Genomic DNA, 20,286 nt, shown 5'->3' with positions numbered 1-20,286 from the left:
ATCCGGACATGACCACGACTCCGCCACGCCACCCCGAATGGCAATACCTCGACCTGATGCGCCACATCTGGGAGCACGGGGACGAGCGCATGGACCGCACCGGTGTCGGTACGCGCTCGGTGTTTGGCACCATGCTGCGGTTCGACCTAGCCGATGACCGGGTGCCGCTGCTCACCACCAAGCGCGTCTACTGGAAGGCTGCGGCGAAGGAGATGCTGTGGTTCCTGACCGGCAACACCAATATCCGCCCGCTGCTGGAAGTGGGCGTCACCATCTGGTCCGACTGGCCGCTGGCCAAGTACCGCAAGGCGAGCGGGGAGGACATTTCGCAGGAAGACTTTGAAGCGCGCATCGTCGCGGACGAGGCCTTTGCCAAGAACTGGGGCGACCTTGGCCCGGTCTACGGCAAACAGTGGGTCGACTGGCCCACCTACCAGTACGGGCCGGACGGGAAGTATACCAAGGGACCGGGCATCAATCAGGTCGCGCAGGTAGTCGAAAGCCTCAAGGCCAATCCCGGCAGCCGCCGCCATATCATCGAAGGCTGGAACGTGGCGGAGCTGGACCGCATGGCCCTGCCGCCGTGTCACAAGACCTACCAGTTCCATGTGGCGGGGGAGGGTGCGGACGCGCGGCTCAACTGCCTGCTCTACCAGCGCAGCTGCGACGTTGCGCTGGGCCTGCCGTTCAACCTGTTCGGCGCGGCCCTGCTGACGCGCATGATGGCGGCGCAAACGAATCTGCTGCCGGGCGAGCTGGTCTGGAGCGGCGGCGACACGCATTTGTATCTCAACCACACCGATCTGGTCGAAGCCCAGCTGCAGCGGGAACCCGAAGGGACTCCGAAACTTGCTCTCAAGCGGGTGCCGGAAACAATATTCGATTACTGTTTCGAGGACTTCGAGGTGCTTGATTACGAACCACAAGGAGTCCTTCGCGCACCAGTGGCAGTTTGAGCTCTGCTATGGTAGAGCGGATTGACCGTTTCAGTTGAAACTAATATAGTTTGGGTCAATTGAAATAATCTTGTGGAGAGCAGGTGATGGCCAAAGGCACGGACGAGACGGGCAGCAATCGCCCCAAGCTCGCGCTGCATGTGCCCGAGCCGCGCTACCGTCCCGGCGACACGGTCGATTTCAGCGACCTCGACATCAGCGAGCCGGGCAAGCAGCCGCGGCCTGACGAAACCGCAGAAGCCCGGGAAACCTTCCCGCTCTGCGATGACCTGATCCGGGTGCTCGGTGACGACGACCAGGCGCATGGCCCGTGGGACCCGCGCCTGTCGCCGGAAACGCTGCGGCAGATGCTGCGCGAAATGGCGCTGGTGCGTGCCTTCGACAATCGCATGTACCGCGCCCAGCGGCAGGGCAAGACCAGCTTCTACATGAAGTGTACCGGCGAAGAGGCGACCTCTGTCTGCGCTACCCACGCGCTGGCCGGGGACGACATGATCTTCCCCTCCTACCGCCAGCAGGGCTGCCTGATCGCGCGCGGCTATGAACTGACCGAGATGGTCAACCAGATCTATTCGAACAAGGCGGACAAGCTGAAGGGCCGCCAGCTGCCGATCATGTACTGTTCGAAGCGGCTCAACTTCTTCTCCATCAGCGGCAACCTGGCCACCCAGCTACCGCAAGCGACCGGCTTCGCCATGGCGAGCGCGTCAAAGGGTGACAGCCGCATCGCCGCGACCTGGGTGGGCGAGGGCAGCACGGCGGAGGGCGATTTCCACTCCGCGCTGACCTTTGCGACCGTCTACAACGCGCCGGTGATCTTCAACGTGATCAACAACCAGTGGGCGATCTCGTCGTTCTCCGGTTTCGCTGGCGCCGAACGCGCGACCTTCGCTGCCCGCGCCATCGGCTATGGCATGGCCGGCCTGCGCGTTGACGGCAACGATCCGCTGGCAGTTTACGCGGCGGAACGCTGGGCTGCAGATCGCGCCCGCTCCAATGCCGGGCCGACCCTGATCGAACACTTCACCTACCGCGCCGAAGGGCACTCGACCTCGGACGATCCCAGCGCCTACCGCTCTGCCGAAGAGCGCGAGGAATGGCCGCTGGGCGATCCGGTGATGCGCCTCAAGCGCCATCTGATCTCCCTGGGCGAGTGGTCGGACGAGCAGCAGGAGGAGATGGACGCCGAGCTCGACGCCATGGTCCGAGCGGCGATGAAGGAAGCCGAGAAGAACGGAATCCTCGGCCACGGCCTGCACCACCCGTTCCACACCATGTTCGAAGACGTCTTCGAGGAGCTTCCCTGGCATCTCGAGGAACAAGCCGACCAGGCGATCCGCGAGCGGCGGATCAAGTTTCCCGGAGACCCGGCGGAATGAACGAGATGACCACTTCCGAAGCTGGCGACCAGGTTGCTGGCGACACCCGCGAAATGAACATGATCGAGGCGATCAACTCCGCGCTCGACATCATGCTGGGCCGCGATGACGATGTCGTCCTGTTGGGCGAGGATATCGGCTATTTCGGCGGCGTGTTCCGCTGCACCGCCGGCCTGCAGGAAAAGCACGGCAAGACCCGCGTGTTCGACACGCCGATTTCCGAATGCGGCATCATCGGTGTCGCGGTGGGGATGGGGGCCTACGGCCTGCGCCCGGTGCCGGAAATCCAGTTCGCCGACTATATCTACCCCGGCCTCGACCAGCTGATCTCCGAAGCGGCGCGGCTGCGTTACCGTTCGGCAGCCGAATTCATCGCCCCGATGACGGTGCGCAGCCCCTTCGGCGGCGGGATCTTCGGCGGGCAGACGCACTCGCAGAGCCCAGAGGCCATCTTCACCCACGTTTCCGGCCTCAAGACGGTGATCCCGGCGACGCCTTACGATGCCAAGGGCCTGCTGATCTCCTGCATCGAGGACAATGACCCGGTCATCTTCTTCGAGCCCAAGCGCATCTACAACGGCCCGTTCAACGGCTATTATGATCGCCCCGCCAAGACCTGGAAGGGCTTTGCCGAGGCGCAGGTGCCCGAGGGATACTACAAGATCCCGCTGGGCAAGGCGCGCAAGGTCACCGAAGGCGATGCCCTGACCGTGCTGGCCTACGGCACCATGGTCCACGTGGCCGAGGAAGTGTGCCGCCAGAAGGGCGTCGATGCCGAGATCCTCGACCTGCGCACGCTGGTGCCGCTGGACATCGAGGCTATCGAGGAATCTATCGCCAAGACCGGCAAGTGCATGATCGTGCACGAGGCGACCAAGACCTCCGGCTTTGGCGCGGAACTGTCCGCGCTGGTGCAGGAACGCTGCTTCTACCACCTCGAAGCCCCGATCGAACGCGTGACCGGCTTCGACACCCCCTATCCGCATAGCCTCGAATGGGCCTATTTCCCCGGTCCCGTCCGTATCGGCGAGGCCATCGACAAGCTTCTGAGCGAGTAACCGCCATGGCGAAATTCACCTTCAACCTGCCCGACATCGGCGAAGGCATTGCCGAGGCCGAGATCGTTGCCTGGCACGTGAAGCCCGGCGACATGATCGAGGAAGACGGCCAGCTGGCCGACATGATGACCGACAAGGCGACGGTCGAGATGGAAAGCCCGGTCGCGGGCAAGGTGCTCGAAGTCGCGGGCGAAGTCGGCGACGTGGTGGCCATCGGCGGCATGCTGGTGGTGATCGAGGTCGAGGGCGACGTGCCCGACGAGGTGATCGAGGAAAACGAGGCCATTGCGGAAGCTGCTCCGGCTCCCGAACCGGCACCCGAGCCTGAACCTGTCGCAGAAGCCACGCCTGAGCCCGCACCGGCTCCCGCTCCCGCACCGGCTCCTGCACCCGCCGAGACCAAGGTATTGGCCAGCCCCGCCGTGCGCGCCCGCGCCAAGGACCTCGGCATCGACCTTGCGCAGGTGAAGCCCGCCGAAGACGGCCGTATCCGCCATGCCGATCTCGACGCCTTTGTCTCCTATACCGGCGGTTTCTCCGGCGGTGCGGCAACGCGGCCAGACGAGACGATCAAGGTCATCGGCCTGCGCAAACGCATTGCCGAGAACATGCAGGCAGCCAAGCGCAACATCCCGCATTTCACCTATGTCGAGGAATGCGACGTCACCGCGCTGGAAGAAACCCGCGCCCAGTTGAACAGCAATCGCGGCGATCGCCCGAAGCTGACCATGCTGCCGTTGCTGATCACCGCGATCTGCAAGGCGCTGCCCCAGTTCCCGATGATCAACGCCCGCTTCGATGACGAGGCCAAGGTCGTCACCCGCCACGGCGCGGTGCACCTGGGCATGGCGACCATGACCGACAATGGCCTGATGGTGCCCGTGATCCGCAACGCGCAGTCGCAGAACCTGTGGCAGCTGGCGCGCGAGATCGGCCGCCTGGCCGAAGCCGCGCGCAGTGGCAGCGCCAAGTCGGAAGAGCTGTCCGGCTCGACCCTTACAATCACCTCGCTCGGCCCGCTGGGCGGCGTTGCCAGCACGCCGGTCATCAACCGTCCCGAAGTTGCTATCATTGGTCCGAATCGCATCGTCGAACGGCCGATGTTCGTGACCGGCAGCGACGGTGTGGAACGCGTCGAAAAGCGCAAGCTGATGAACATTTCGATCAGCTGCGATCACCGCGTCGTGGACGGCTACGATGCCGCCGCTTTCGTGCAGGAAGTGAAGAAGCTGATCGAGGCTCCGGCCACGATTCTGGCGGGTTGATCAGGGCGATTTGAACTTCGTTGAAAAAGCCGCTTCTGGTGTGTTGACAGGGGTGAGACCCTCCACTAGATGCGCGGCTCCCAAGAGGCGCTAGAGCCGCTTAAATGCGCGGGTGTAGCTCAGTTGGTTAGAGTATCGGCCTGTCACGCCGAGGGTCGCGGGTTCGAGTCCCGTCACTCGCGCCACTTGGGACATTTCCTTCAGCTTCGGTCGTTTTCGTCCGGGGGTGAAGTGCGTCCGGTCTCCATCCAGATCAGGAAACGCCGCAGCGGCAGCAGCCAGACCACGCCCAGCACCAGGTAGACCACTGTCTGCGCCAGGACCGGCCAGGCGCCGATCAGGCTCGGTGCGTAGCGGGCGATGACGACAACGTAGACGGCGAGCGCGGCCAGCAGCAGCAGGATTCCCACGGGTATGCGCCAGGTCGGTTCGGTACGCATCAGAACGGACCGTATATGCGCGTAGGGGTGATGATTGCGGTTAGCGGCATGTCATGGTCTTCCACGGGCAGTTGGTCGACTTTCTGGACGTCCCAGGCCATGCCGATGGCAATGGTATCGGGGTGGGCGGCCAGCCAGCGGTCGTAAAAACCGCCGCCCTGGCCGATGCGGTCGCCCTGTTCGGTAAAGCCGACCAGCGGCATGAACAGCACGTCCGGTTCCACGACGGGACTGCGCGCTGCAGGCTGCATCAGGCCCATGCGGCCTTCCGAAAGGTCGCTTTCGCCATAGGGATCGGTGTGGACGTGGAACACCATGGGGTCCTCCAGCTTGTCGATCCGGGGCAGGGCGATCGGGTGGCCGGCTTCCATGAAGAAGCGCGCATAGCCGCCTGACGGAGCCTCGCCGGGGTCGTTGCGGTAAAGGCCGATGGTTGCGCCTTCGGGCACCAGTTCGCGGATCGGGCCGGGCGGGGCGCGGAATACCAGCGCGCTCACTTCTTTCGGCAACGAGGCAGCATGTTCGCGGCGGGCCTTGCGCAGTATCTTGCGGATAGCGGCTTTTTCTTGCTTGATCTCGGACATGGCCATGGCCCTAGATGGAAAGTGGCGGAACCACCATGGGTCGTTTTCCGGGAAATCCTCTGACGCCAAAACGTCAGGTGGGCGCCGTATGCACCGACCCCACAGCCGAACTGGTGGGCCGGGCAGGGACAGCTCCCTTGGATTGCTTATAGCCTCAGGGATATTCAAACAGCTCGTGCCGGGCAGTCCCGCCACAGCCCATTTAGGTGCTGGCAGCCCCAGTCTCAAGCAGCATTGCCAGTGCTTCCATCCTGTCGGCCAGATTTTCGAGCGCTTCGGCGTTCGCATCGGAGGCGCCAGAGCCCGTATTCGCCTCGTGCAACTCGTCCGCCAGCAGCAGCGAAGCATAGAGCAGGATGCGTTCGGGCGACTGGCCGGCGAGGCCATCGAGCGTCGACAGCTTGGCGTCGATCAAGGCGCCGAGGCGAGCGATATGCTCTTCCTCTCCGGGCCCGCAGGCGATGGTGTAGCTGCGACCGGCGATCGCCAGCGTGACGTTGCCGGCACTCATCTTTCCAGCCTTCCGATCAGCTGGTCGAGCTCGGAAAGCGCGGCCCCCGCCTCGCTGCGGAGCGCGTCATAGCGGGCCTGAATCTGGCTGTCGGCTGGCGGGCGCTGCGACAGGGCAGCCTCCAATCGCTCGAAGGCCGCGTCAATCCGGGCCAGTGCCCTTGCGGTGCGATCACCGTCCATTCGTACAGATTTACCCGCAAATGCCCCATCGGCAAAGGTTTGCGCGGGCAAGCTGTGAATAACTCTCGCTGCGGCAATTCGCCCTTGTTAAGCACGAAGGGGGACTTGCTTGACCTTGTGGCCTGCCACCACCACACAGCCCCCAACCGAATCGCCCCGCACGGTCCGCGGGTGGCGAATGGAGCGATAGGCATGAGCGACGACACCGCCCGTTTTACCAATATGGCCAATGCCATCCGCGCCCTGTCGATGGACGCGGTGCAGGCTGCCAATTCGGGGCACCCCGGCATGCCCATGGGCATGGCCGATGTGGCCACCGTGCTGTGGAACGACTACCTTAAGTTCGATCCGAAGGCGCCCGACTGGGCTGACCGCGACCGCTTCGTGCTGAGCGCGGGCCACGGCTCGATGCTGATTTACTCGCTGCTGCACCTGTCGGGCTACGAGGCGCCGACGCTGGAAGACATCAAGAACTTCCGCCAGCTGGGCAGCCCCTGCGCCGGTCACCCGGAGAATTTCCTGCTGGCGGGCGTCGAAGCCACCACCGGCCCGCTGGGGCAGGGCCTCGCCATGGGCGTGGGCATGGCCATGGCCGAACGCCACCTCAACGCGACTTTTGGCGACGACCTGGTCGACCACCGCACCTGGGTGGTGGCCGGCGACGGCTGCCTGATGGAAGGCGTGAACCACGAGGCCATCGGTCTTGCCGGCCACCTCAAGCTGGGCAAGCTCATCGTCCTTTGGGACGACAACAAGATCACCATCGACGGTGCCGTCTCGCTGTCCTCTTCCGAAGACATTCCCGCCCGCTACCGCGCCACCGGCTGGCAGGTCGAGGAATGCGACGGTCACGATCCGGCGGACATTCGCCGCGCCATCGACGCCGCGCTGGCTGATGAAAGCCGCCCGACGCTGATCGCCTGCAAGACCATCATCGGCAAGGGCGCGCCCAACAAGCAGGGTACCAGCAAGACCCACGGCAGCCCGCTGGGCGACGAAGAGGTCGAAGCGGCCCGCAAGGTGCTGGGCTGGGACTACCCGCCCTTCGTCATCCCCGACGACGTGAAGGCCAACTGGCTCGCCACCGGTACGCGCGGTGCAACTGCGCGCGGCGAATGGCAGGCCCGTCTCGAAGTTTCGTCCGACAAGGCCGAGTTCACCCGCCGCATGGCCGGCGACCTGCCCAACGGGGACAAGGCCGCCAAGGCCTTCCAGAAGTGGTTCGACGAGCCCAAGAAGCTCGCCACCCGCGCGTCGAGCGAACAGGCGCTGGAAATCCTGACGCCGCTCGTTCCCGAAATGCTCGGCGGCAGCGCCGACCTGACGGGTTCGAACAACACCAAGACAGCGGCCACCACGCCTTTCACCGCCGACGATTACTCGGGCCGCTATGTCTATTACGGTATCCGCGAATTCGGCATGTCGGCGGCGATGAACGGCATGGCGCTGCACGGGGGCGTGATCCCCTATGGCGGCACCTTCCTGATTTTCACCGACTACGCCCGCGGCGCGATTCGCCTGTCGGCGTTGCAGGAAGTGCGCGTGATCTACGTGATGACGCACGATTCCATCGGCCTTGGCGAAGACGGCCCGACGCACCAGCCGATCGAGCACCTGCAGAGCTTGCGCGCCATGCCCAACCTGCTGGTCATGCGTCCGGCTGACCGCGTGGAAACGGCCGAGTGCTGGAACATCGCGCTGCAGCAGAAGGATCGTCCGACGGTCATGGCGCTCAGTCGCCAGGGCCTGCCGCAGATCCGCAATTCGCCTGACGAAACCGACATGTGCAGCAAGGGCGGGTACCGCCTGAAGCGTGCCGGCAACAAGCGCCGCGTAGTCCTGGTCGCGACCGGTTCCGAAGTCTCGCTGGCGCTCGACTGCGCGGAGAAGCTGGAGAAGGAAGGCATCGGCGCTGACGTCGTGTCGATGGTCTGCAGCGAACTGTTCGACGAGCAGAGCGAGGACTACAAGGCCGACATGCTGCCCACCGACGCGCTGATCGCCTCGATCGAGGCCGGCACGACCTTCGGCTGGGAACGCTATACCCGCACCGACGGCCTGCAGTTCGGCATCGACCGCTTCGGCGCCTCGGCCCCGGCGGGTGACCTCTTCAAGAAATTCGGGCTGACGGTGGATGCCATCGTCCCCACAATCATCAACAAATTGAACGGCTAAGCAGGAGTTTCTTCCATGGCGACAAAGGTTGCAATCAACGGTTTCGGACGCATCGGACGGCTCGTCGCACGGGCCCTGCTGGAACGCACCGACCACGATTTCGAGCTGGTAGCGATCAACGACCTGGCAGACACCAACTCCAATGCCCTGCTGTTCGCGTTCGACAGCACCCACGGCCGCTTCCCCGGCACGGTGGACGTCGACGGCACCAACCTCGTGGTGAACGGCAAGACCATCGCCGTCACCAGCGAGCGCGATCCCGGCAACCTTCCGCACGCTGCAATGGGCGTCGACATGGTGCTGGAGTGCACCGGTTTCTTCCAGAGTCACGACGCTGCCAAGCCGCACCTCGATGCAGGTGCCAAGCGCGTGCTGATCTCGGCCCCGGCCAAGGGCGTTTCGGCAACGGTCGTTTACGGCGTGAACCATGACGTGCTGACCGCAGACGACGTGATCGTCTCCAACGCCAGCTGCACCACCAACTGCCTGTCGCCGGTCGCCAAGGTCCTGAACGACCTGGTGGGCATCGAGCGTGGCTTCATGACCACGATCCACAGCTACACCAACGACCAGCGCATGCTCGACCAGATGCACAGCGACATGCGCCGTGCCCGCGGCGGTGCGCAGAACATGATCCCCACCACCACCGGCGCTGCCCGGGCGGTGGGCTTGGTGCTGCCCGAACTGGCCGGGAAGCTGGACGGTTCGTCGGTGCGCGTACCGACCCCGAACGTGTCGCTGATCGACCTCGTCTTCACCCCCGGCCGCGACACCACGGCAGAGGAACTGAACGCCGCGCTGAAGGCTGCTGCCGAAGGCGGAATGAAGGGCGTGCTCGACTACACCGACAAGCCGCTGGTGAGCAGCGACTTCAACCACCACCCGGCCTCGTCGACGGTGGATTCGCTGGAAACCGCCGTGCTCGAAGGCAAGCTGGCCCGCGTCGTCAGCTGGTACGACAACGAGTGGGGCTTCTCCAACCGCATGCTCGACACCGCGGGCGTGATGGCGAAGCTGATGTAAGGGAGGCCTTGATGGCCGCTTTCAAGACCCTCGACGATCTTCCGCAGGATCTTACCGGCCAGCGGGCGCTGGTCCGCGTCGATCTCAACCTGCCGATGAGCGACGGGCGGGCGACTGACCTGACCCGCGCCCGCGCGGTTGCGCCGACGGTGCTCGAACTGAGCGAACGCGGCGCCAAGGTGCTGCTACTCGCCCACTTCGGGCGTCCGAAGGGAGAGCGGCACTCGACGCTGTCGCTCAGCGAGGTGCTGGGCGCAGTCGAAGAGGTGATGGACAAGGAAATCATGTTCATCCCCGAGGTCGCCGGACCGGTCGCCGCGCAGGCAATCGACATCCTCGGCCCGGGCGACGTCGGCCTGATGGAAAACACCCGTTTCTGGCCGGGCGAGGAAAAGAACGATCCTGAATTTGCCAAGGCCATCGCGGCCAACGGCGATTTCTACGTCAACGATGCCTTTTCCGCAGCCCACCGTGCCCACGCCACCACCACCGGGCTTGCACACGTGCTGCCAGCCTATGCGGGCCGTGCCATGGAAGCCGAACTCAAGGCGCTCGAAGCGGCGCTTGGCAATCCCACGCCACCGGTTGCTGCGGTGGTGGGCGGGGCCAAGGTCAGCACCAAGCTGGCCGTGCTGGAAAACCTCGCGGGCAAGGTGCAGCACCTCATCATCGGCGGCGGCATGGCCAACACCTTCCTCGCCGCCAACGGCGTGAATGTCGGCAAGAGCCTGTGCGAACATGATCTGACCGATACCGCGCGCGCCATCATGGACGCAGCAGACAAGGCCGACTGCACGATCCACCTGCCGTATGACGTGGTGGTGGCGAAGGAATTTGCCGCCAACCCGCCGTCGCTGCGCACCTGCAACGTCCACGAAGTCGCCGACGACGAGATGATCCTCGACGTCGGCCCGCTTGCGGTCGAGGCGCTGGGCGACGTGCTCAAGACCTGCGCCACGCTGGTGTGGAATGGCCCGCTGGGTGCTTTCGAAACGCCGCCCTTCGACGAAGCGACCGTGGCGCTGGCGCGCACAGCGTCCGCCTTGACGCAGGCTGGCGCGCTGGTTTCCGTGGCAGGTGGTGGCGACACCGTCGCCGCGCTGGCCCACGCAGGCGTGACGGACCAGGTGACTTACGTCTCGACCGCTGGCGGCGCTTTCCTCGAATGGATGGAAGGCAAGGAACTGCCCGGCGTCGCGGCCCTGTCGCGCTAAACTTGCGTCCCGGCGATCCTCGTCGGGACAAGTCACTCGGTCGCAGCGTCGCAGGAAAAGCAGGTGGGTGACATCGCGGCGTTCAACCTGCGGATCGACTTTCCCGACCTCTAAGCTATCATCGGCGCTGCATGACCGACACTCACCAGATCTTCGCCACTCCATTCGTGATCGACACGCTGCAGAGCGAAGAGGGCATCGCCATGTTGCGCGCGGCAATTGAAGAAGAGATGGCGCGCGACGCCAAAGGGCTCAGCATTTCCAACCTCGGCGGCTGGCATTCGAATACGCGCATGCTCGAATGGGGCGGAGAAGCGGCCAAGGCGCTGGTCTACAAGGCCATGACCATGGCCGATGCCCAAACGCAGGATGCAAAGAGCCCGCAGGAAAGCCGCTTTGGCTGGATTCCGGAACTGTGGGCCAACGTCAGCCGCAAGGGCCATGCGAACCAGTATCATACCCATCCGGGCAGCTATTGGTCGGTCGTGGCCTATGTCGATGACGGCTTTAACGGCGACGATGACCGCGAACTGGGCGGCGAACTGCAATTGCTCGATCCGCGCGCTCCGATGACGCAGATGGCGGCCCCGGACTTGCGGATGCTCGATGCGGCGGGGCAGCCGATCCCCAGCGAGGTGTCGGTTCGCCCGCGCACCGGAATGGTGGTGATGTTCCCCAGCTGGCTGCAGCACGCCGTGCGGCCGTTCTACGGGGAAGGCACGCGTATCTCGATCGCGATAAACCTCACGGCGGCGCTGAAGCGAGTGGAATAGACCTTTCCGGCAAGTCTTTGTGCACGGACATTTTCACATGCTTGAACTCTCCCCAAGCCCGGCATAGGAGCCACGGCAATTCCCATTCGGATCTGAGGAGCTTCCGATGACTACGCAGGATTTCGCCGCCAAGTTCGCCGCCGGAAAGGGCTTCATCGCCGCGCTCGACCAGTCGGGTGGTTCCACCCCCAAGGCCCTGCGCGGCTACGGCGTCAGCGACGACGAATGGTCTGGCGAAGACGAGATGTTCGAACAGATCCACAAGATGCGCAGCCGCGTGATCTGCGCGCCCAGCTTTGCGAGTGGCAAGGTGATCGGCGCGATCCTGTTCGAGAAGACCATGGACGGCGACGTCGACGGCAAGCCTGCTCCCGACGCCCTGAAGGAACGCGGCGTCGCGCCGTTCATCAAGGTGGACCAGGGCCTGGCTGACGAGGCCGACGGCGTGCAGCTGATGAAGCCGCTCGACAAGCTCGACGCCCTGCTGGAAAAGTCGGTGGCCAAGGGCATGTACGGCACCAAGATGCGGTCGGTGATCAAGAGCGCCAACCCCGCCGGGATCGCCGCTGTCGTTGCGCAGCAGTTCGAAGTCGCCCAGAAGATCATCGACGCCGGCCTGATGCCGATCCTCGAGCCGGAATACGACATTACCGCTGCTGACCGCGCCGAGGGCGAAGAGATCCTCAAGGCCGAGATCCTGAAGCACCTCGATGCCATGCCGGAAGACCGGCAGGTGATGCTCAAGCTGTCGATCCCGGTGAAGGCCGGGCTGTACCAGGAGCTGGTCGACCATCCGCGCGTGCTGAGCGTCGTGGCGCTGTCTGGCGGCTACACTACCGATGAAGCTTGCGCCGAGCTGGCCAAGAACAAGGGCATGATTGCCAGCTTCAGCCGCGCCACCCTGCAGGACCTGCGCGTTTCACAGAGCGACGAGGAATTCGACGCGGCGCTGGGCAAGTCCATCGACAAGATCTACGCCGCTTCGGTCGCCTAGTTACCGCCCTCGTAGGTGAAGCGGTAGTCTGCGGAGCGCACCGGTCCGTCGGTGGTGCGCCCTGGCTCGAGGCTGGTGAGCGTCACGCTGGTGTTGCGGATCTCGTGCGGCTCGCCCAGGGTCAGGTAGGCCTGCTCGCGCCAGCCTGCACCGTCGATCCGGGTCAGCACGATTGCGCGCCCGGCCCAGACGCAACGGGCATTGATCGGGCAGCGGCTGTCCTCGTGGACTTCGATGGGGGTGACGACGACCCGTCCGGTCCACACCGGTTGGCTGAGCGCCACGGCGGTACCGGCCCTGGCGGCAGGTCCGTTGTTGACGATCGGGGTGTCAGGAATGACGGCGCATGCGCTCACCGAAGTGGCCAGCGCGCCGAGCAATGCGAATCGCGTGAAGAGTTTTGATTTCATCGCCGCTATCTAGGCGCTAGGCGGCTGTCGGAATTGTGAATGTCGACGAATGCCCAACCGAAGGTTACCAACGCCATCCATGTCTGAAACTCCCTCTTGCCAGCTGTACCTGATCTCGCCGCTCGATGTCGGCGGCTCCTTTCCCGAACGGCTCGACCGCGCGCTGGCGGCGGGCAAGGGGCTGGCGACCGCTTTCCAGTTCCGCGTGAAGGGTTTGACCCAACACGAGGCGGCGCGACTGGCTGCCCCGCTTCAGGAGATATGCGCAACGCATGATGTCGGTTTCGTGGTCAACGATGACGTGGCCTTGGCGCGGCGACTGAAGGCGGATGGCGTACACCTCGGCCAAAGTGACGGCGACCTGCGCGAAGCGCGCGAGGAGTTGGGACGCGAGGTGCAGATCGGCATTACCTGCCACGCCAGCCGCCACCTGGCCATGGAAGCAGGCGAAGCGGGGGCGGACTATGTCGCGTTTGGTGCCTTCTTCCCCAGCGAGACCAAGGCCAGCGAGCATCGTCCGGAGCCGGAAATCCTGCGCTGGTGGTCCGGCCTGTTCGAAATCCCCTGCGTAGCCATCGGCGGCATCACGCCGGACAATTGTGTTCCGCTGGTAGAAGCCGGGGCGGACTTCCTCGCTGTCTCCCACGCTGTCTGGGGCGGTGATGAAGTGGCGGCGGTGCAGGCATTCGCGAAGGCGATGGCTTGAAGCTGCACCGCATCATCATTCCGCTGCTGTGCGGCTGGCTGGGCGCGATTGCGGTGTGGATTTACGACACGCCAACCGCGCCGCCGGGGATAGCAGCAGATGCCGCTATCGTGCTCGGGGCAGCGATTTCCGGGGATGAGCCGTCGCCCGTTTTTCGCGAACGCATTGCGCACGCCATCTCGCTGCATGACGAAGGCCGGGTGCAGCAACTGATCTTCACTGGTGCGCAGGGAGAGGGAGACACGCTCGCCGAAAGCGAGGCCGCGCGCAACATGGCGCTGGCCCAAGGCGTGCCGGCAGAGGCGATCCTGATCGAAACCCAGTCCGTCACTACCATGCACAACCTCGTCGAGGCGCAGTTGCTGATGCGCGATGCCGGGCTGGACGATGCGCTGATCGTGTCAGACCCGCTGCACCTGCGACGCGCGATGGAGATGGCCGAGGCGCTGGGCCTTGATGCCGAGCCGAGCGCAACGCCGACGACCCGCTACCAGTCCTGGGGTACCAAGCTGCCGTTCCTCGCGCGCGAGGTCTATTTCATGCACCATTTCTGGCTGTTCGGGGAATAGGTGGGTCAGCGTCCCTGCCGCACGCAGCGCAGCCGGCTGGGCACACCATTCTCGAGCTTGCGCAGGAAGCCGCGACCGAGAACCACGTAGGCATCGCCGTTGCGCGGTCCGCTGGTCATGGTCAGCCGGTCACCCCGGCGCAGGTAAGTGCCGTCACCCTGCGGAGAAGCGTAGCGGGACGCGCTCTCGATCGTGAAGCTCTCTTCCGGCTGGGGAATGCCTGCGCTGCCTGAGGCATCGCCCGGAAGTTCGCAAACGTAATGGCCACGTTCGATGGTCGTCAGTTGTCCCTGGGCAAAGGCAGGAGTGGCAACTATTGCAGCCATGACCGGCAAGATACTGGAAACCTTGTTCATGATGCGCGCCATTAGCATTTTCCGCTTAGCCCGTCATGAACATCTCACGCGCCTTGCCGAAATTGCCTACTAAGGGTAGGGCGCGGCGCAATTCTTTCTCATCAAGGCAAGTTCTCATGAAGATCAGCGGCGTGGACATTCGTCCCGGCAACATCATCGAATACGAAGGCGGCATCTGGAAAGTCGCCAAGATTCAGCACACCCAGCCCGGCAAGGGCGGCGCCTACATGCAGGTCGAGATGAAGAACCTCATCGACGGCCGCAAGACGAACGTCCGCTTCCGCAGCGCCGACACGGTCGAGAAGGTGCGCCTGGAAACGCAGGAATACCAGTTCCTTTACGAAGACGGCGAGATGCTGGTCTTCATGGACGGCGACACCTTCGAACAGATCACCCTGCCGAGCGACCTGCTGGGCGATGCCCGTCCGTTCCTGCAGGACGGCATGCAGGTGCAGCTGGAATTGTGGGAAGAACGCCCGATCAGTGTGCAGCTGCCTTCCCAGATCGAAGCCGAGATCGTCGAGGCGGATGCCGTGGTGAAGGGCCAGACTGCTTCGTCCAGCTACAAGCCCGCCGTGCTCGACAACGGCGTGCGCATCATGGTCCCGCCGCACATCGAAAGCGGCACCCGCATTGTTGTCGATGTCTACGAACAGGCCTATGTCGGGAAGGCTAGCTGAGGAGGCCCTATGTCCGAAGCAACACATCCCAAGCTCGAAAATATTGATCTCGAGCGCAGCAAGTTGCTGGAAGTCATTTATGATGATGAATCACTGACTTTGGAGATGGAATTCCAGGTGCTGGAAGGGCACGCCAAGTTTGAACCCGACACCGAGGGCACTTGCTTCCGCAAGGGCTTTATCAGCTTCGCCGATATCGATGACCTGCGCATCAAGCAGTCGCAGGGCGGTAGCGACGACGAAACAACGATCTCCAGCGCGACGATCGAAGGCGACTATGCCTTTCTCGACAGTGGCTGGGGCGAGATCGAACTGACGGCGCAGTGGATCCGCGTCGTCGTCGACTGAAGAAAGTAGAGTAACTTGGCCGCAATTTCCGGACTAATCCGTGTGATGGAAAAGGCTGCCCGCAAGGCGGGTGGCCGGCTGCGTCGCGACTTTGGCGAAATCGAACACCTGCAGGTGAGCCAGAAAGGCCCGGCAGACTTCGTCTCCAAGGCCGATCGCGCCGCTGAACGCACGATCTATGACGAACTGGTCCAGGCGCGTCCTGACTGGGGTTTCCTGCTCGAGGAATCGGGCGAGATCGACATGGATCCCGACAAACCGCGTTTCATCGTCGACCCGCTCGACGGTACCAGCAACTTCCTCCACGGCATCCCGCACTTCGCAGTGTCCATCGCCATGCAGGAACCCAAGCTGGGTGGCGGTGGCTGGGGCGACGTCGTTGCAGGCGTCATCTACAACCCGATCACCGACGAGACCTTCTGGGCCGAGAAATCGCGTGGTGCCTGGCTGCACGACGGCCGCCTGCGCGTTTCTGGTCGGCGCCGCCTTTCGGAATCGCTGATTGCTACCGGCATGCCGTACCAGGGGCACGGGGACTTTGCCGAGTGGTCGCGCATTTTCGGTCGTGTGGGGCCCGAAGTTGCGGGCATCCGCCGCTTCGGTGCAGCCTCGCTCGACCTTGCATGGCTGGCTGCGGGCCGCTTCGACGGCTTCTGGGAAAGCGACCTTTCGCCGTGGGATACGGCGGCTGGTTGCCTGCTGGTGCGTGAAGCTGGCGGATTCGTGTCCGACTACCGTGGTCGATCGCTGCCGATCTGCGACAAACAGGTCATCGCGGGCAACGACCAGCTGCATTCACGCCTGCACAAGCTGGTTGCCGAAGCGCTCAAGTAGGGCTGCAAGGCCCGCTTCAGATATTCGCGCACAGCATTTCCTGGTGGGAGCCGGAGGCATAGATACTGCCGCCGTACCCTCCGCCGGTATAGCGCTGTTCGAAAATTCCGCGCACGGCGTAGCATTTGCCGTCAGGCGCGCGCACGGCGAAGCTCGTCCCGGTATCGCGGCTGACAGGCGTTCCCAAGGCGTTGGTGTGCACGGTCCAGCCCGAACTCGTCAGGTTCATCCGCACGATTTCGCCGCCGCGATAGTCGTTGGCCCAGGGGCTGGCCCAGAAGGCATTGGCAAAGCTGCGTTCCAGCGCCGCATCGCGGCGCACCGGGGCCAGCAAGCGGGTTTCGGCAATCCGCGCCGCCACGTTGGCGCTGGCCTGTGCTTCGATTTCGTCGAAGCTGCCCAGCTGGGCAAGGACGCCCGCCGCGGTCTGGTTGGCCTGGGCGATGGTGGCATTGTCCGGATAGAGGCGTTGCAGCTGGCGCAGCTGTTCACCCATTTGCACCAGCGCCGAATAGCGCGCAAACATCGTGCTTTCGCGGGTCGCGGCAAGCGTGGATTCGACATTGGCACTGGCAATCATGCCTGCCATGCGCTCGGCATTCCGCTCGGCCTCGTCGCGCAGACGGACGGTGGGCCGGGTCGAGAAATCGTTGGCCTGTGCGACCAGCGCGGGATTGATCGCGGCGTCCATGCGCCTGCGGTATTCGGCCACCTGCTGTTGGATGCGCGGCCAGGCACCGTCCTGGTCTGCAATCAGGCTGCGGATATCGAGGCGGAAGTCGAGGATCTCGGTCAAGGTTGTATCGATGACCTGCGCCCGTTCGCGGTCTTCGCGGGTATTTGGCAGGCGATCCTGCTTGCTGGCGGGAGCCGGCGCGGCTCCGTTGGCCAGCGCGGGCATGGCGGGCAGTGCACTGCCAAGCAGGAAGAGACCGGCAGTCGCTGCCCGCAAAGTCGGCGAATAGTACCTTGAAAGCGGCATCGGTGACACTCCCGGTCATGCCATAGGGATGCCATGGATGTGTATGCTTTTGCGCAATCCCGCCATGCCATGGATAAGGCGCTCTTGCAGCGGCCTCCAAGCGCGGCTAAGCGCGCTGGCCTGTCTGGTGAGCCTCTGTGGCGGAATTGGTAGACGCGCTCGACTCAAAATCGAGTTTCTTCGGAAGTGCCGGTTCGAGTCCGGCCAGAGGTACCAGGCGATCAGGCCGAGGCGGGAAGGGGTCCTTCCACGCTCGCCGGATTGTTCTCCGCCTTGTCGGGTGTCCCGATGCCGAGACGCTGTCGAAAATCGACGGGCTGCTGGCCGAAGTGGGCGAGATCACGTGCCAAGAAGTGCCCGGTGATTCGCCTGCGATCACGCTCACCTGGGTCATGGCGCCCAGTCCCGAATAGGCCGAAAAGCGCGCGATCCGCTTGCACCCCGATGCCGGTCATGCTGTTAGTCAGCTAGATGATCGAAGCACCATCCTTCCACGCTATTGCTGCGATGGCGCTTACTGTCGTCGTGTTCTACATGTTCGTCCGCGGGCGGATATCGGTCGAGATCATCTCGCTGCTGGCCATCGCCATCATTGCGGTTGGCCTCTACTTCTTCCCCATGCCGCACACGCAGCCGACTGACGGGCTGCAGCTGGCCTTCTCCGGCTTCGGACACTACGCGCTGATCACCATCTGCGCGCTGATGGTGATGGGCAGGGGGCTGGTTGTGACCGGCGCCCTGGAGCCTGCCGCGCGGCTGCTGGAGCGCGTGTTCAAGGTAAACCTGCAGCTGGGCCTGCTGCTGTCGCTGGTGCTGGCATTCGTGCTGTCGATGGGTGTCAACAACACGCCCGTGCTGGTGCTGCTGATCCCGATTTTTGTCACCCTGGCCGTGCGCGGAGCCATGCCGGCATCGCGCACGCTCATGCCGCTCAATGCCTCCTCGCTGCTTGGCGGCATGGCGACCACCATCGGCACCTCGACCAACATTCTTGTCGTTTCGATCGCCGTGGACCTTGGCATGCGCGAGATGGGCGTATTCGAGTTCACACCGATCGTGCTGGCAGCTTCGGTGATTGCGCTGCCGTATATCTGGCTGGTGATGCCGCGCATGCTGCGCGACAACAGTCCGGAGAAGGGGCAGGGTCAGCGCTGGTTCTCCACGCACTTGCGTGTGCCGCAAACGAGCATGCTGATCGACAAGCACTTCGATGAAGTGGTGGGCATGCTGCCGGAGGAGTTCCGGTTCGACGAACGCCCCTCGGGACCGTTTGAAGCAGGCCAGCGTTTTCGCGTTTCCGGCACCCATGACGCGCTGGAGGAGGCGGTCCGGCTGCTGAAAGGCCAGATCGCGCCCGGCTGGGTCGTCAACGACGTGCAGCGCAGCGCGACCGCCAACAGCGAGGACATCAATGTTGTCGAAATGGTGGTCACCGGCGACTCACGCCTGGTCGGCCGCACGCTGTCCACTTCCGGCATTGCCAACCGCTACGGTGTCGCCGTGCTGGGCATCCATCGTCCGGCGCGCCTGCTGGGTAGCGAACCCGATGACATCCACGGCGAAATCCGCATCAGTGAAGGCGACGTGATGCTGGTCATGGGACTGACGCCCGCCCTGGCCGAATTCGCGCAGAACGATGCCCTGCTGCAGCTGGAAGGTGGCCGCGAAGTGCCGCGCCGGTCCAAGGCCGTGCTGGCGGCAGCGATCATGGGTGTGGCCGTCGCGCTCGCCTCGGTCGGTATCCCGTTCTACGGTTCGCAGGGCTTCTACATGTTGAATGTCCCGATCGCGATTGCCTCGCTGGCGGGGGCGATTGTCATGTTCCTGACCGGCTGCGTGAAGTTCGACCGCGTCGGCCGCGCCCTGTCGGGGCAGGTCATCGTGCTGGTGGCAGCCAGCATAACCATCGGCCGGCTCATCCTCGATAGCGGGGCGGCCGGTTGGCTGGGCGAGGCCTTGTCGCTCGGCCTGCAACACCTCGAGCCTGCCGGCGTGATCGCAGCGATCATGCTGTTCGTGACTTTGCTCACCAACTTCGCCTCGAACGCGACGGCCGCCACGGTGGGCACCCCAATCGCCTTCGCCATTGCCAACCAGCTGGACTTGCCGCCCGAGCCGCTGGTGCTCGCCGTCCTGTTCGGCTGCAACCTCTGCTACGCGACGCCCATTGCCTACCAGACCAACATGCTGATCATGGCAGAGGGCAACTACACGTTCGGTGACTATGTGAAGACCGGTGTCCCGCTGGTGCTGATCATGGTGACCGCCCTCAGCTTCCTGCTGGCGAGGTCCTACGGCATGTAGCGAGCGGCCCAGCTGTCGTTGCCGCCATGGCCCATGCGGCGGGCCGATGCCGCTTGGAACTCGCTCATCTGCGCTTGCTAGCGCCAAGGCGTAAAGCGCTGGCCGTGGGAGCTGGTTAAATCGCGGTTACCCACGCTTGCTCATGGTATTCACTGGGCCTGCGAGCGGAACCGTCTCTTGCCGGCTGCATTGTAAGGCTCACAAGCAGAGGAGTCTTCATGGTGACTGATCAACGTACGACCGAAGTCGAGACCCCTTCGGGCTCGACACATACGCACACGACGATTGTCACCGACAAGCCGCGATCTGGCGGCATGGGAAAATGGGTGCTGCTGCTGGCCCTGCTCGTCGTTGCTGGCCTGGCCTATGTCGCTTTCTCGCAGTTGGGAGCCGCCGAAATGGCCAAGGACAATGCCGTGGCGGATGCCGCCGAAAGCGTCGGTACCGCAGCCGAGAATGTCGGTGAAGCCGCGCAAGATATGGGCGACGCGGCGCAAGACGTGGTTGAGCCTGCTTCGGACTGATTGTCCCGCGCGCAATTTG

The 20,286-nt window shown here is 64.0% G+C and carries 23 protein-coding genes, 2 tRNA genes and 1 other RNA gene; 18 read left to right on the top strand and 8 right to left on the bottom strand.

What is annotated here, in order from left to right; translation table 11 throughout:
• Positions 1-8: 8 nt before the first annotated feature.
• The 5 genes from thyA (at position 9) to AAEO60_RS07160 (ending at position 4,843) form a co-directional block, all read left to right on the top strand.
• Positions 9-956: a thymidylate synthase gene (thyA, locus tag AAEO60_RS07180; protein WP_341672967.1), complete on the top strand. Its 948-nt coding sequence runs from the start codon at positions 9-11 to the stop codon at positions 954-956.
• Between the two features lie 86 nt (positions 957-1,042).
• Positions 1,043-2,335 carry a 3-methyl-2-oxobutanoate dehydrogenase (2-methylpropanoyl-transferring) subunit alpha gene (locus AAEO60_RS07175; protein WP_341672966.1) on the top strand — a complete coding sequence of 431 codons (1,293 nt, stop codon included), beginning with the start codon at positions 1,043-1,045 and terminating at the stop codon, positions 2,333-2,335.
• Between the two features lie 5 nt (positions 2,336-2,340).
• Positions 2,341-3,393: an alpha-ketoacid dehydrogenase subunit beta gene (locus AAEO60_RS07170; protein ID WP_341672965.1), complete on the top strand. Its 1,053-nt coding sequence runs from the start codon at positions 2,341-2,343 to the stop codon at positions 3,391-3,393.
• Positions 3,394-3,398: 5 nt separating this feature from the next.
• Complete coding sequence (locus AAEO60_RS07165; protein ID WP_341672964.1) at positions 3,399-4,658, top strand: dihydrolipoamide acetyltransferase family protein; 1,260 nt, start codon at positions 3,399-3,401, stop codon at positions 4,656-4,658.
• A gap of 108 nt (positions 4,659-4,766) precedes the next feature.
• Positions 4,767-4,843, top strand: a tRNA-Asp gene (locus AAEO60_RS07160).
• Positions 4,844-4,858: 15 nt separating this feature from the next.
• Here AAEO60_RS07160 and AAEO60_RS07155 read toward each other — a convergent pair.
• From AAEO60_RS07155 to AAEO60_RS07140, 5 genes are all read right to left on the bottom strand, one after another.
• On the bottom strand, positions 4,859-5,098 hold the full coding sequence (locus AAEO60_RS07155; RefSeq protein WP_341672963.1) for a DUF2842 domain-containing protein: 240 nt from the start codon (positions 5,096-5,098) through the stop codon (positions 4,859-4,861).
• Positions 5,098-5,682, bottom strand: coding sequence for a 5-formyltetrahydrofolate cyclo-ligase (locus AAEO60_RS07150; protein ID WP_341672962.1), 585 nt, complete (start codon positions 5,680-5,682; stop codon positions 5,098-5,100). Before AAEO60_RS07150 ends, AAEO60_RS07155 begins: the two co-directional genes overlap by 1 nt.
• A 23-nt stretch (positions 5,683-5,705) precedes the next feature.
• Positions 5,706-5,874: non-coding RNA, 6S RNA (gene ssrS, locus AAEO60_RS15795), on the bottom strand.
• 10 nt (positions 5,875-5,884) lie between these two features.
• Positions 5,885-6,193, bottom strand: a complete 309-nt coding sequence (locus AAEO60_RS07145) for a cell division protein ZapA (protein ID WP_341672961.1) — start codon at positions 6,191-6,193, stop codon at positions 5,885-5,887.
• Positions 6,190-6,375, bottom strand: a complete 186-nt coding sequence (locus AAEO60_RS07140) for a hypothetical protein (RefSeq protein ID WP_341672960.1) — start codon at positions 6,373-6,375, stop codon at positions 6,190-6,192. The genes AAEO60_RS07145 and AAEO60_RS07140 overlap by 4 nt, the downstream gene beginning before the upstream one ends.
• A gap of 192 nt (positions 6,376-6,567) precedes the next feature.
• On the opposite strand from AAEO60_RS07140, the gene tkt reads away from it, so the two are divergent.
• From tkt to AAEO60_RS07115, 5 genes are all read left to right on the top strand, one after another.
• Positions 6,568-8,550: a transketolase gene (tkt, locus tag AAEO60_RS07135; protein ID WP_341672959.1), complete on the top strand. Its 1,983-nt coding sequence runs from the start codon at positions 6,568-6,570 to the stop codon at positions 8,548-8,550.
• Positions 8,551-8,565: 15 nt separating this feature from the next.
• The gene (gene gap / locus AAEO60_RS07130; RefSeq protein WP_341672958.1) at positions 8,566-9,573 is read left to right on the top strand and encodes a type I glyceraldehyde-3-phosphate dehydrogenase; all 1,008 of its coding nucleotides are present in this window, start codon (positions 8,566-8,568) and stop codon (positions 9,571-9,573) included.
• An 11-nt stretch (positions 9,574-9,584) separates the two neighbouring features.
• Entirely contained in the window at positions 9,585-10,787 is a 1,203-nt protein-coding gene (locus tag AAEO60_RS07125) for a phosphoglycerate kinase (RefSeq protein ID WP_341672957.1), read from the top strand.
• Positions 10,788-10,918: 131 nt separating this feature from the next.
• Positions 10,919-11,560, top strand: a complete 642-nt coding sequence (locus AAEO60_RS07120) for a 2OG-Fe(II) oxygenase family protein (RefSeq protein ID WP_341672956.1) — start codon at positions 10,919-10,921, stop codon at positions 11,558-11,560.
• A 106-nt stretch (positions 11,561-11,666) separates the two neighbouring features.
• Positions 11,667-12,554, top strand: coding sequence for a fructose bisphosphate aldolase (locus AAEO60_RS07115; RefSeq protein WP_341672955.1), 888 nt, complete (start codon positions 11,667-11,669; stop codon positions 12,552-12,554).
• Here AAEO60_RS07115 and AAEO60_RS07110 read toward each other — a convergent pair.
• A complete protein-coding gene (locus AAEO60_RS07110; protein WP_341672954.1) occupies positions 12,551-12,964 on the bottom strand; it encodes a hypothetical protein in 414 nt (137 codons plus the stop codon). The genes AAEO60_RS07115 and AAEO60_RS07110 overlap by 4 nt on opposite strands.
• Before the next feature lie 79 nt (positions 12,965-13,043).
• On the opposite strand from AAEO60_RS07110, the gene thiE reads away from it, so the two are divergent.
• Both thiE and AAEO60_RS07100 read left to right on the top strand, forming a co-directional pair.
• The gene (gene thiE / locus AAEO60_RS07105) at positions 13,044-13,670 is read left to right on the top strand and encodes a thiamine phosphate synthase (RefSeq protein ID WP_341672953.1); all 627 of its coding nucleotides are present in this window, start codon (positions 13,044-13,046) and stop codon (positions 13,668-13,670) included.
• The gene (locus tag AAEO60_RS07100; protein ID WP_341672952.1) at positions 13,667-14,239 is read left to right on the top strand and encodes a YdcF family protein; all 573 of its coding nucleotides are present in this window, start codon (positions 13,667-13,669) and stop codon (positions 14,237-14,239) included. The genes thiE and AAEO60_RS07100 overlap by 4 nt, the downstream gene beginning before the upstream one ends.
• Positions 14,240-14,244: 5 nt before the next feature.
• Here the strand turns inward: AAEO60_RS07100 and AAEO60_RS07095 are convergent, their stop codons facing one another.
• Positions 14,245-14,595 carry an elongation factor P gene (locus tag AAEO60_RS07095; protein WP_341672951.1) on the bottom strand — a complete coding sequence of 117 codons (351 nt, stop codon included), beginning with the start codon at positions 14,593-14,595 and terminating at the stop codon, positions 14,245-14,247.
• 116 nt (positions 14,596-14,711) lie between these two features.
• Between AAEO60_RS07095 and efp the strand changes: the two genes are divergently transcribed.
• The 3 genes from efp to AAEO60_RS07080 are packed head-to-tail and all read left to right on the top strand — an operon-like array spanning position 14,712 to position 16,457.
• On the top strand, positions 14,712-15,275 hold the full coding sequence (gene efp, locus AAEO60_RS07090; protein WP_341672950.1) for an elongation factor P: 564 nt from the start codon (positions 14,712-14,714) through the stop codon (positions 15,273-15,275).
• 9 nt (positions 15,276-15,284) lie between these two features.
• On the top strand, positions 15,285-15,623 hold the full coding sequence (locus tag AAEO60_RS07085) for a hypothetical protein (RefSeq protein WP_341672949.1): 339 nt from the start codon (positions 15,285-15,287) through the stop codon (positions 15,621-15,623).
• Positions 15,624-15,638: 15 nt separating this feature from the next.
• Positions 15,639-16,457: an inositol monophosphatase family protein gene (locus AAEO60_RS07080; protein ID WP_341672948.1), complete on the top strand. Its 819-nt coding sequence runs from the start codon at positions 15,639-15,641 to the stop codon at positions 16,455-16,457.
• 16 nt (positions 16,458-16,473) lie between these two features.
• On the opposite strand, the gene AAEO60_RS07075 is transcribed toward AAEO60_RS07080, so the two are convergent.
• On the bottom strand, positions 16,474-17,439 hold the full coding sequence (locus AAEO60_RS07075; RefSeq protein ID WP_341672947.1) for a hypothetical protein: 966 nt from the start codon (positions 17,437-17,439) through the stop codon (positions 16,474-16,476).
• A 131-nt stretch (positions 17,440-17,570) separates the two neighbouring features.
• Between AAEO60_RS07075 and AAEO60_RS07070 the strand changes: the two genes are divergently transcribed.
• The 3 genes from AAEO60_RS07070 (at position 17,571) to AAEO60_RS07060 (ending at position 20,267) form a co-directional block, all read left to right on the top strand.
• Positions 17,571-17,655 (top strand) — tRNA-Leu (locus tag AAEO60_RS07070).
• Between the two features lie 255 nt (positions 17,656-17,910).
• Complete coding sequence (locus AAEO60_RS07065; RefSeq protein ID WP_341672946.1) at positions 17,911-19,743, top strand: SLC13 family permease; 1,833 nt, start codon at positions 17,911-17,913, stop codon at positions 19,741-19,743.
• 221 nt (positions 19,744-19,964) lie between these two features.
• Positions 19,965-20,267 carry a hypothetical protein gene (locus tag AAEO60_RS07060; RefSeq protein WP_341672945.1) on the top strand — a complete coding sequence of 101 codons (303 nt, stop codon included), beginning with the start codon at positions 19,965-19,967 and terminating at the stop codon, positions 20,265-20,267.
• The last annotated feature ends 19 nt before the right edge of the window (positions 20,268-20,286 follow it).

Origin of the sequence: Aurantiacibacter gilvus (assembly GCF_038289935.1) — a bacterium.
Lineage (GTDB): Bacteria > Pseudomonadota > Alphaproteobacteria > Sphingomonadales > Sphingomonadaceae > Alteraurantiacibacter > Alteraurantiacibacter gilvus.
Note: the sequence above shows the minus strand (reverse complement) of the source record. Positions and strands in the feature narration are given on the sequence as shown.

What these genes read in the sequence shown, in the direction of transcription:
- AAEO60_RS07150 (WP_341672962.1), bottom strand. Translation starts at nt 5,682, where the DNA reads ATGTCCGAGATCAAGCAAGAAAAAGCCGCTATCCGCAAGATACTGCGC.
- AAEO60_RS07085 (WP_341672949.1), top strand. Translation starts at nt 15,285, where the DNA reads ATGTCCGAAGCAACACATCCCAAGCTCGAAAATATTGATCTCGAGCGC.
- AAEO60_RS07170 (WP_341672965.1), top strand. Translation starts at nt 2,341, where the DNA reads ATGACCACTTCCGAAGCTGGCGACCAGGTTGCTGGCGACACCCGCGAA.
- AAEO60_RS07140 (WP_341672960.1), bottom strand. Translation starts at nt 6,375, where the DNA reads ATGGACGGTGATCGCACCGCAAGGGCACTGGCCCGGATTGACGCGGCC.
- AAEO60_RS07120 (WP_341672956.1), top strand. Translation starts at nt 10,919, where the DNA reads ATGACCGACACTCACCAGATCTTCGCCACTCCATTCGTGATCGACACG.
- thiE (WP_341672953.1), top strand. Translation starts at nt 13,044, where the DNA reads ATGTCTGAAACTCCCTCTTGCCAGCTGTACCTGATCTCGCCGCTCGAT.
- AAEO60_RS07075 (WP_341672947.1), bottom strand. Translation starts at nt 17,439, where the DNA reads ATGCCGCTTTCAAGGTACTATTCGCCGACTTTGCGGGCAGCGACTGCC.
- AAEO60_RS07110 (WP_341672954.1), bottom strand. Translation starts at nt 12,964, where the DNA reads ATGAAATCAAAACTCTTCACGCGATTCGCATTGCTCGGCGCGCTGGCC.
- AAEO60_RS07095 (WP_341672951.1), bottom strand. Translation starts at nt 14,595, where the DNA reads ATGAACAAGGTTTCCAGTATCTTGCCGGTCATGGCTGCAATAGTTGCC.
- AAEO60_RS07065 (WP_341672946.1), top strand. Translation starts at nt 17,911, where the DNA reads ATGATCGAAGCACCATCCTTCCACGCTATTGCTGCGATGGCGCTTACT.
- AAEO60_RS07165 (WP_341672964.1), top strand. Translation starts at nt 3,399, where the DNA reads ATGGCGAAATTCACCTTCAACCTGCCCGACATCGGCGAAGGCATTGCC.
- gap (WP_341672958.1), top strand. Translation starts at nt 8,566, where the DNA reads ATGGCGACAAAGGTTGCAATCAACGGTTTCGGACGCATCGGACGGCTC.
- tkt (WP_341672959.1), top strand. Translation starts at nt 6,568, where the DNA reads ATGAGCGACGACACCGCCCGTTTTACCAATATGGCCAATGCCATCCGC.
- thyA (WP_341672967.1), top strand. Translation starts at nt 9, where the DNA reads ATGACCACGACTCCGCCACGCCACCCCGAATGGCAATACCTCGACCTG.
- efp (WP_341672950.1), top strand. Translation starts at nt 14,712, where the DNA reads ATGAAGATCAGCGGCGTGGACATTCGTCCCGGCAACATCATCGAATAC.
- AAEO60_RS07125 (WP_341672957.1), top strand. Translation starts at nt 9,585, where the DNA reads ATGGCCGCTTTCAAGACCCTCGACGATCTTCCGCAGGATCTTACCGGC.
- AAEO60_RS07115 (WP_341672955.1), top strand. Translation starts at nt 11,667, where the DNA reads ATGACTACGCAGGATTTCGCCGCCAAGTTCGCCGCCGGAAAGGGCTTC.
- AAEO60_RS07175 (WP_341672966.1), top strand. Translation starts at nt 1,043, where the DNA reads ATGGCCAAAGGCACGGACGAGACGGGCAGCAATCGCCCCAAGCTCGCG.
- AAEO60_RS07155 (WP_341672963.1), bottom strand. Translation starts at nt 5,098, where the DNA reads ATGCGTACCGAACCGACCTGGCGCATACCCGTGGGAATCCTGCTGCTG.
- AAEO60_RS07145 (WP_341672961.1), bottom strand. Translation starts at nt 6,193, where the DNA reads ATGAGTGCCGGCAACGTCACGCTGGCGATCGCCGGTCGCAGCTACACC.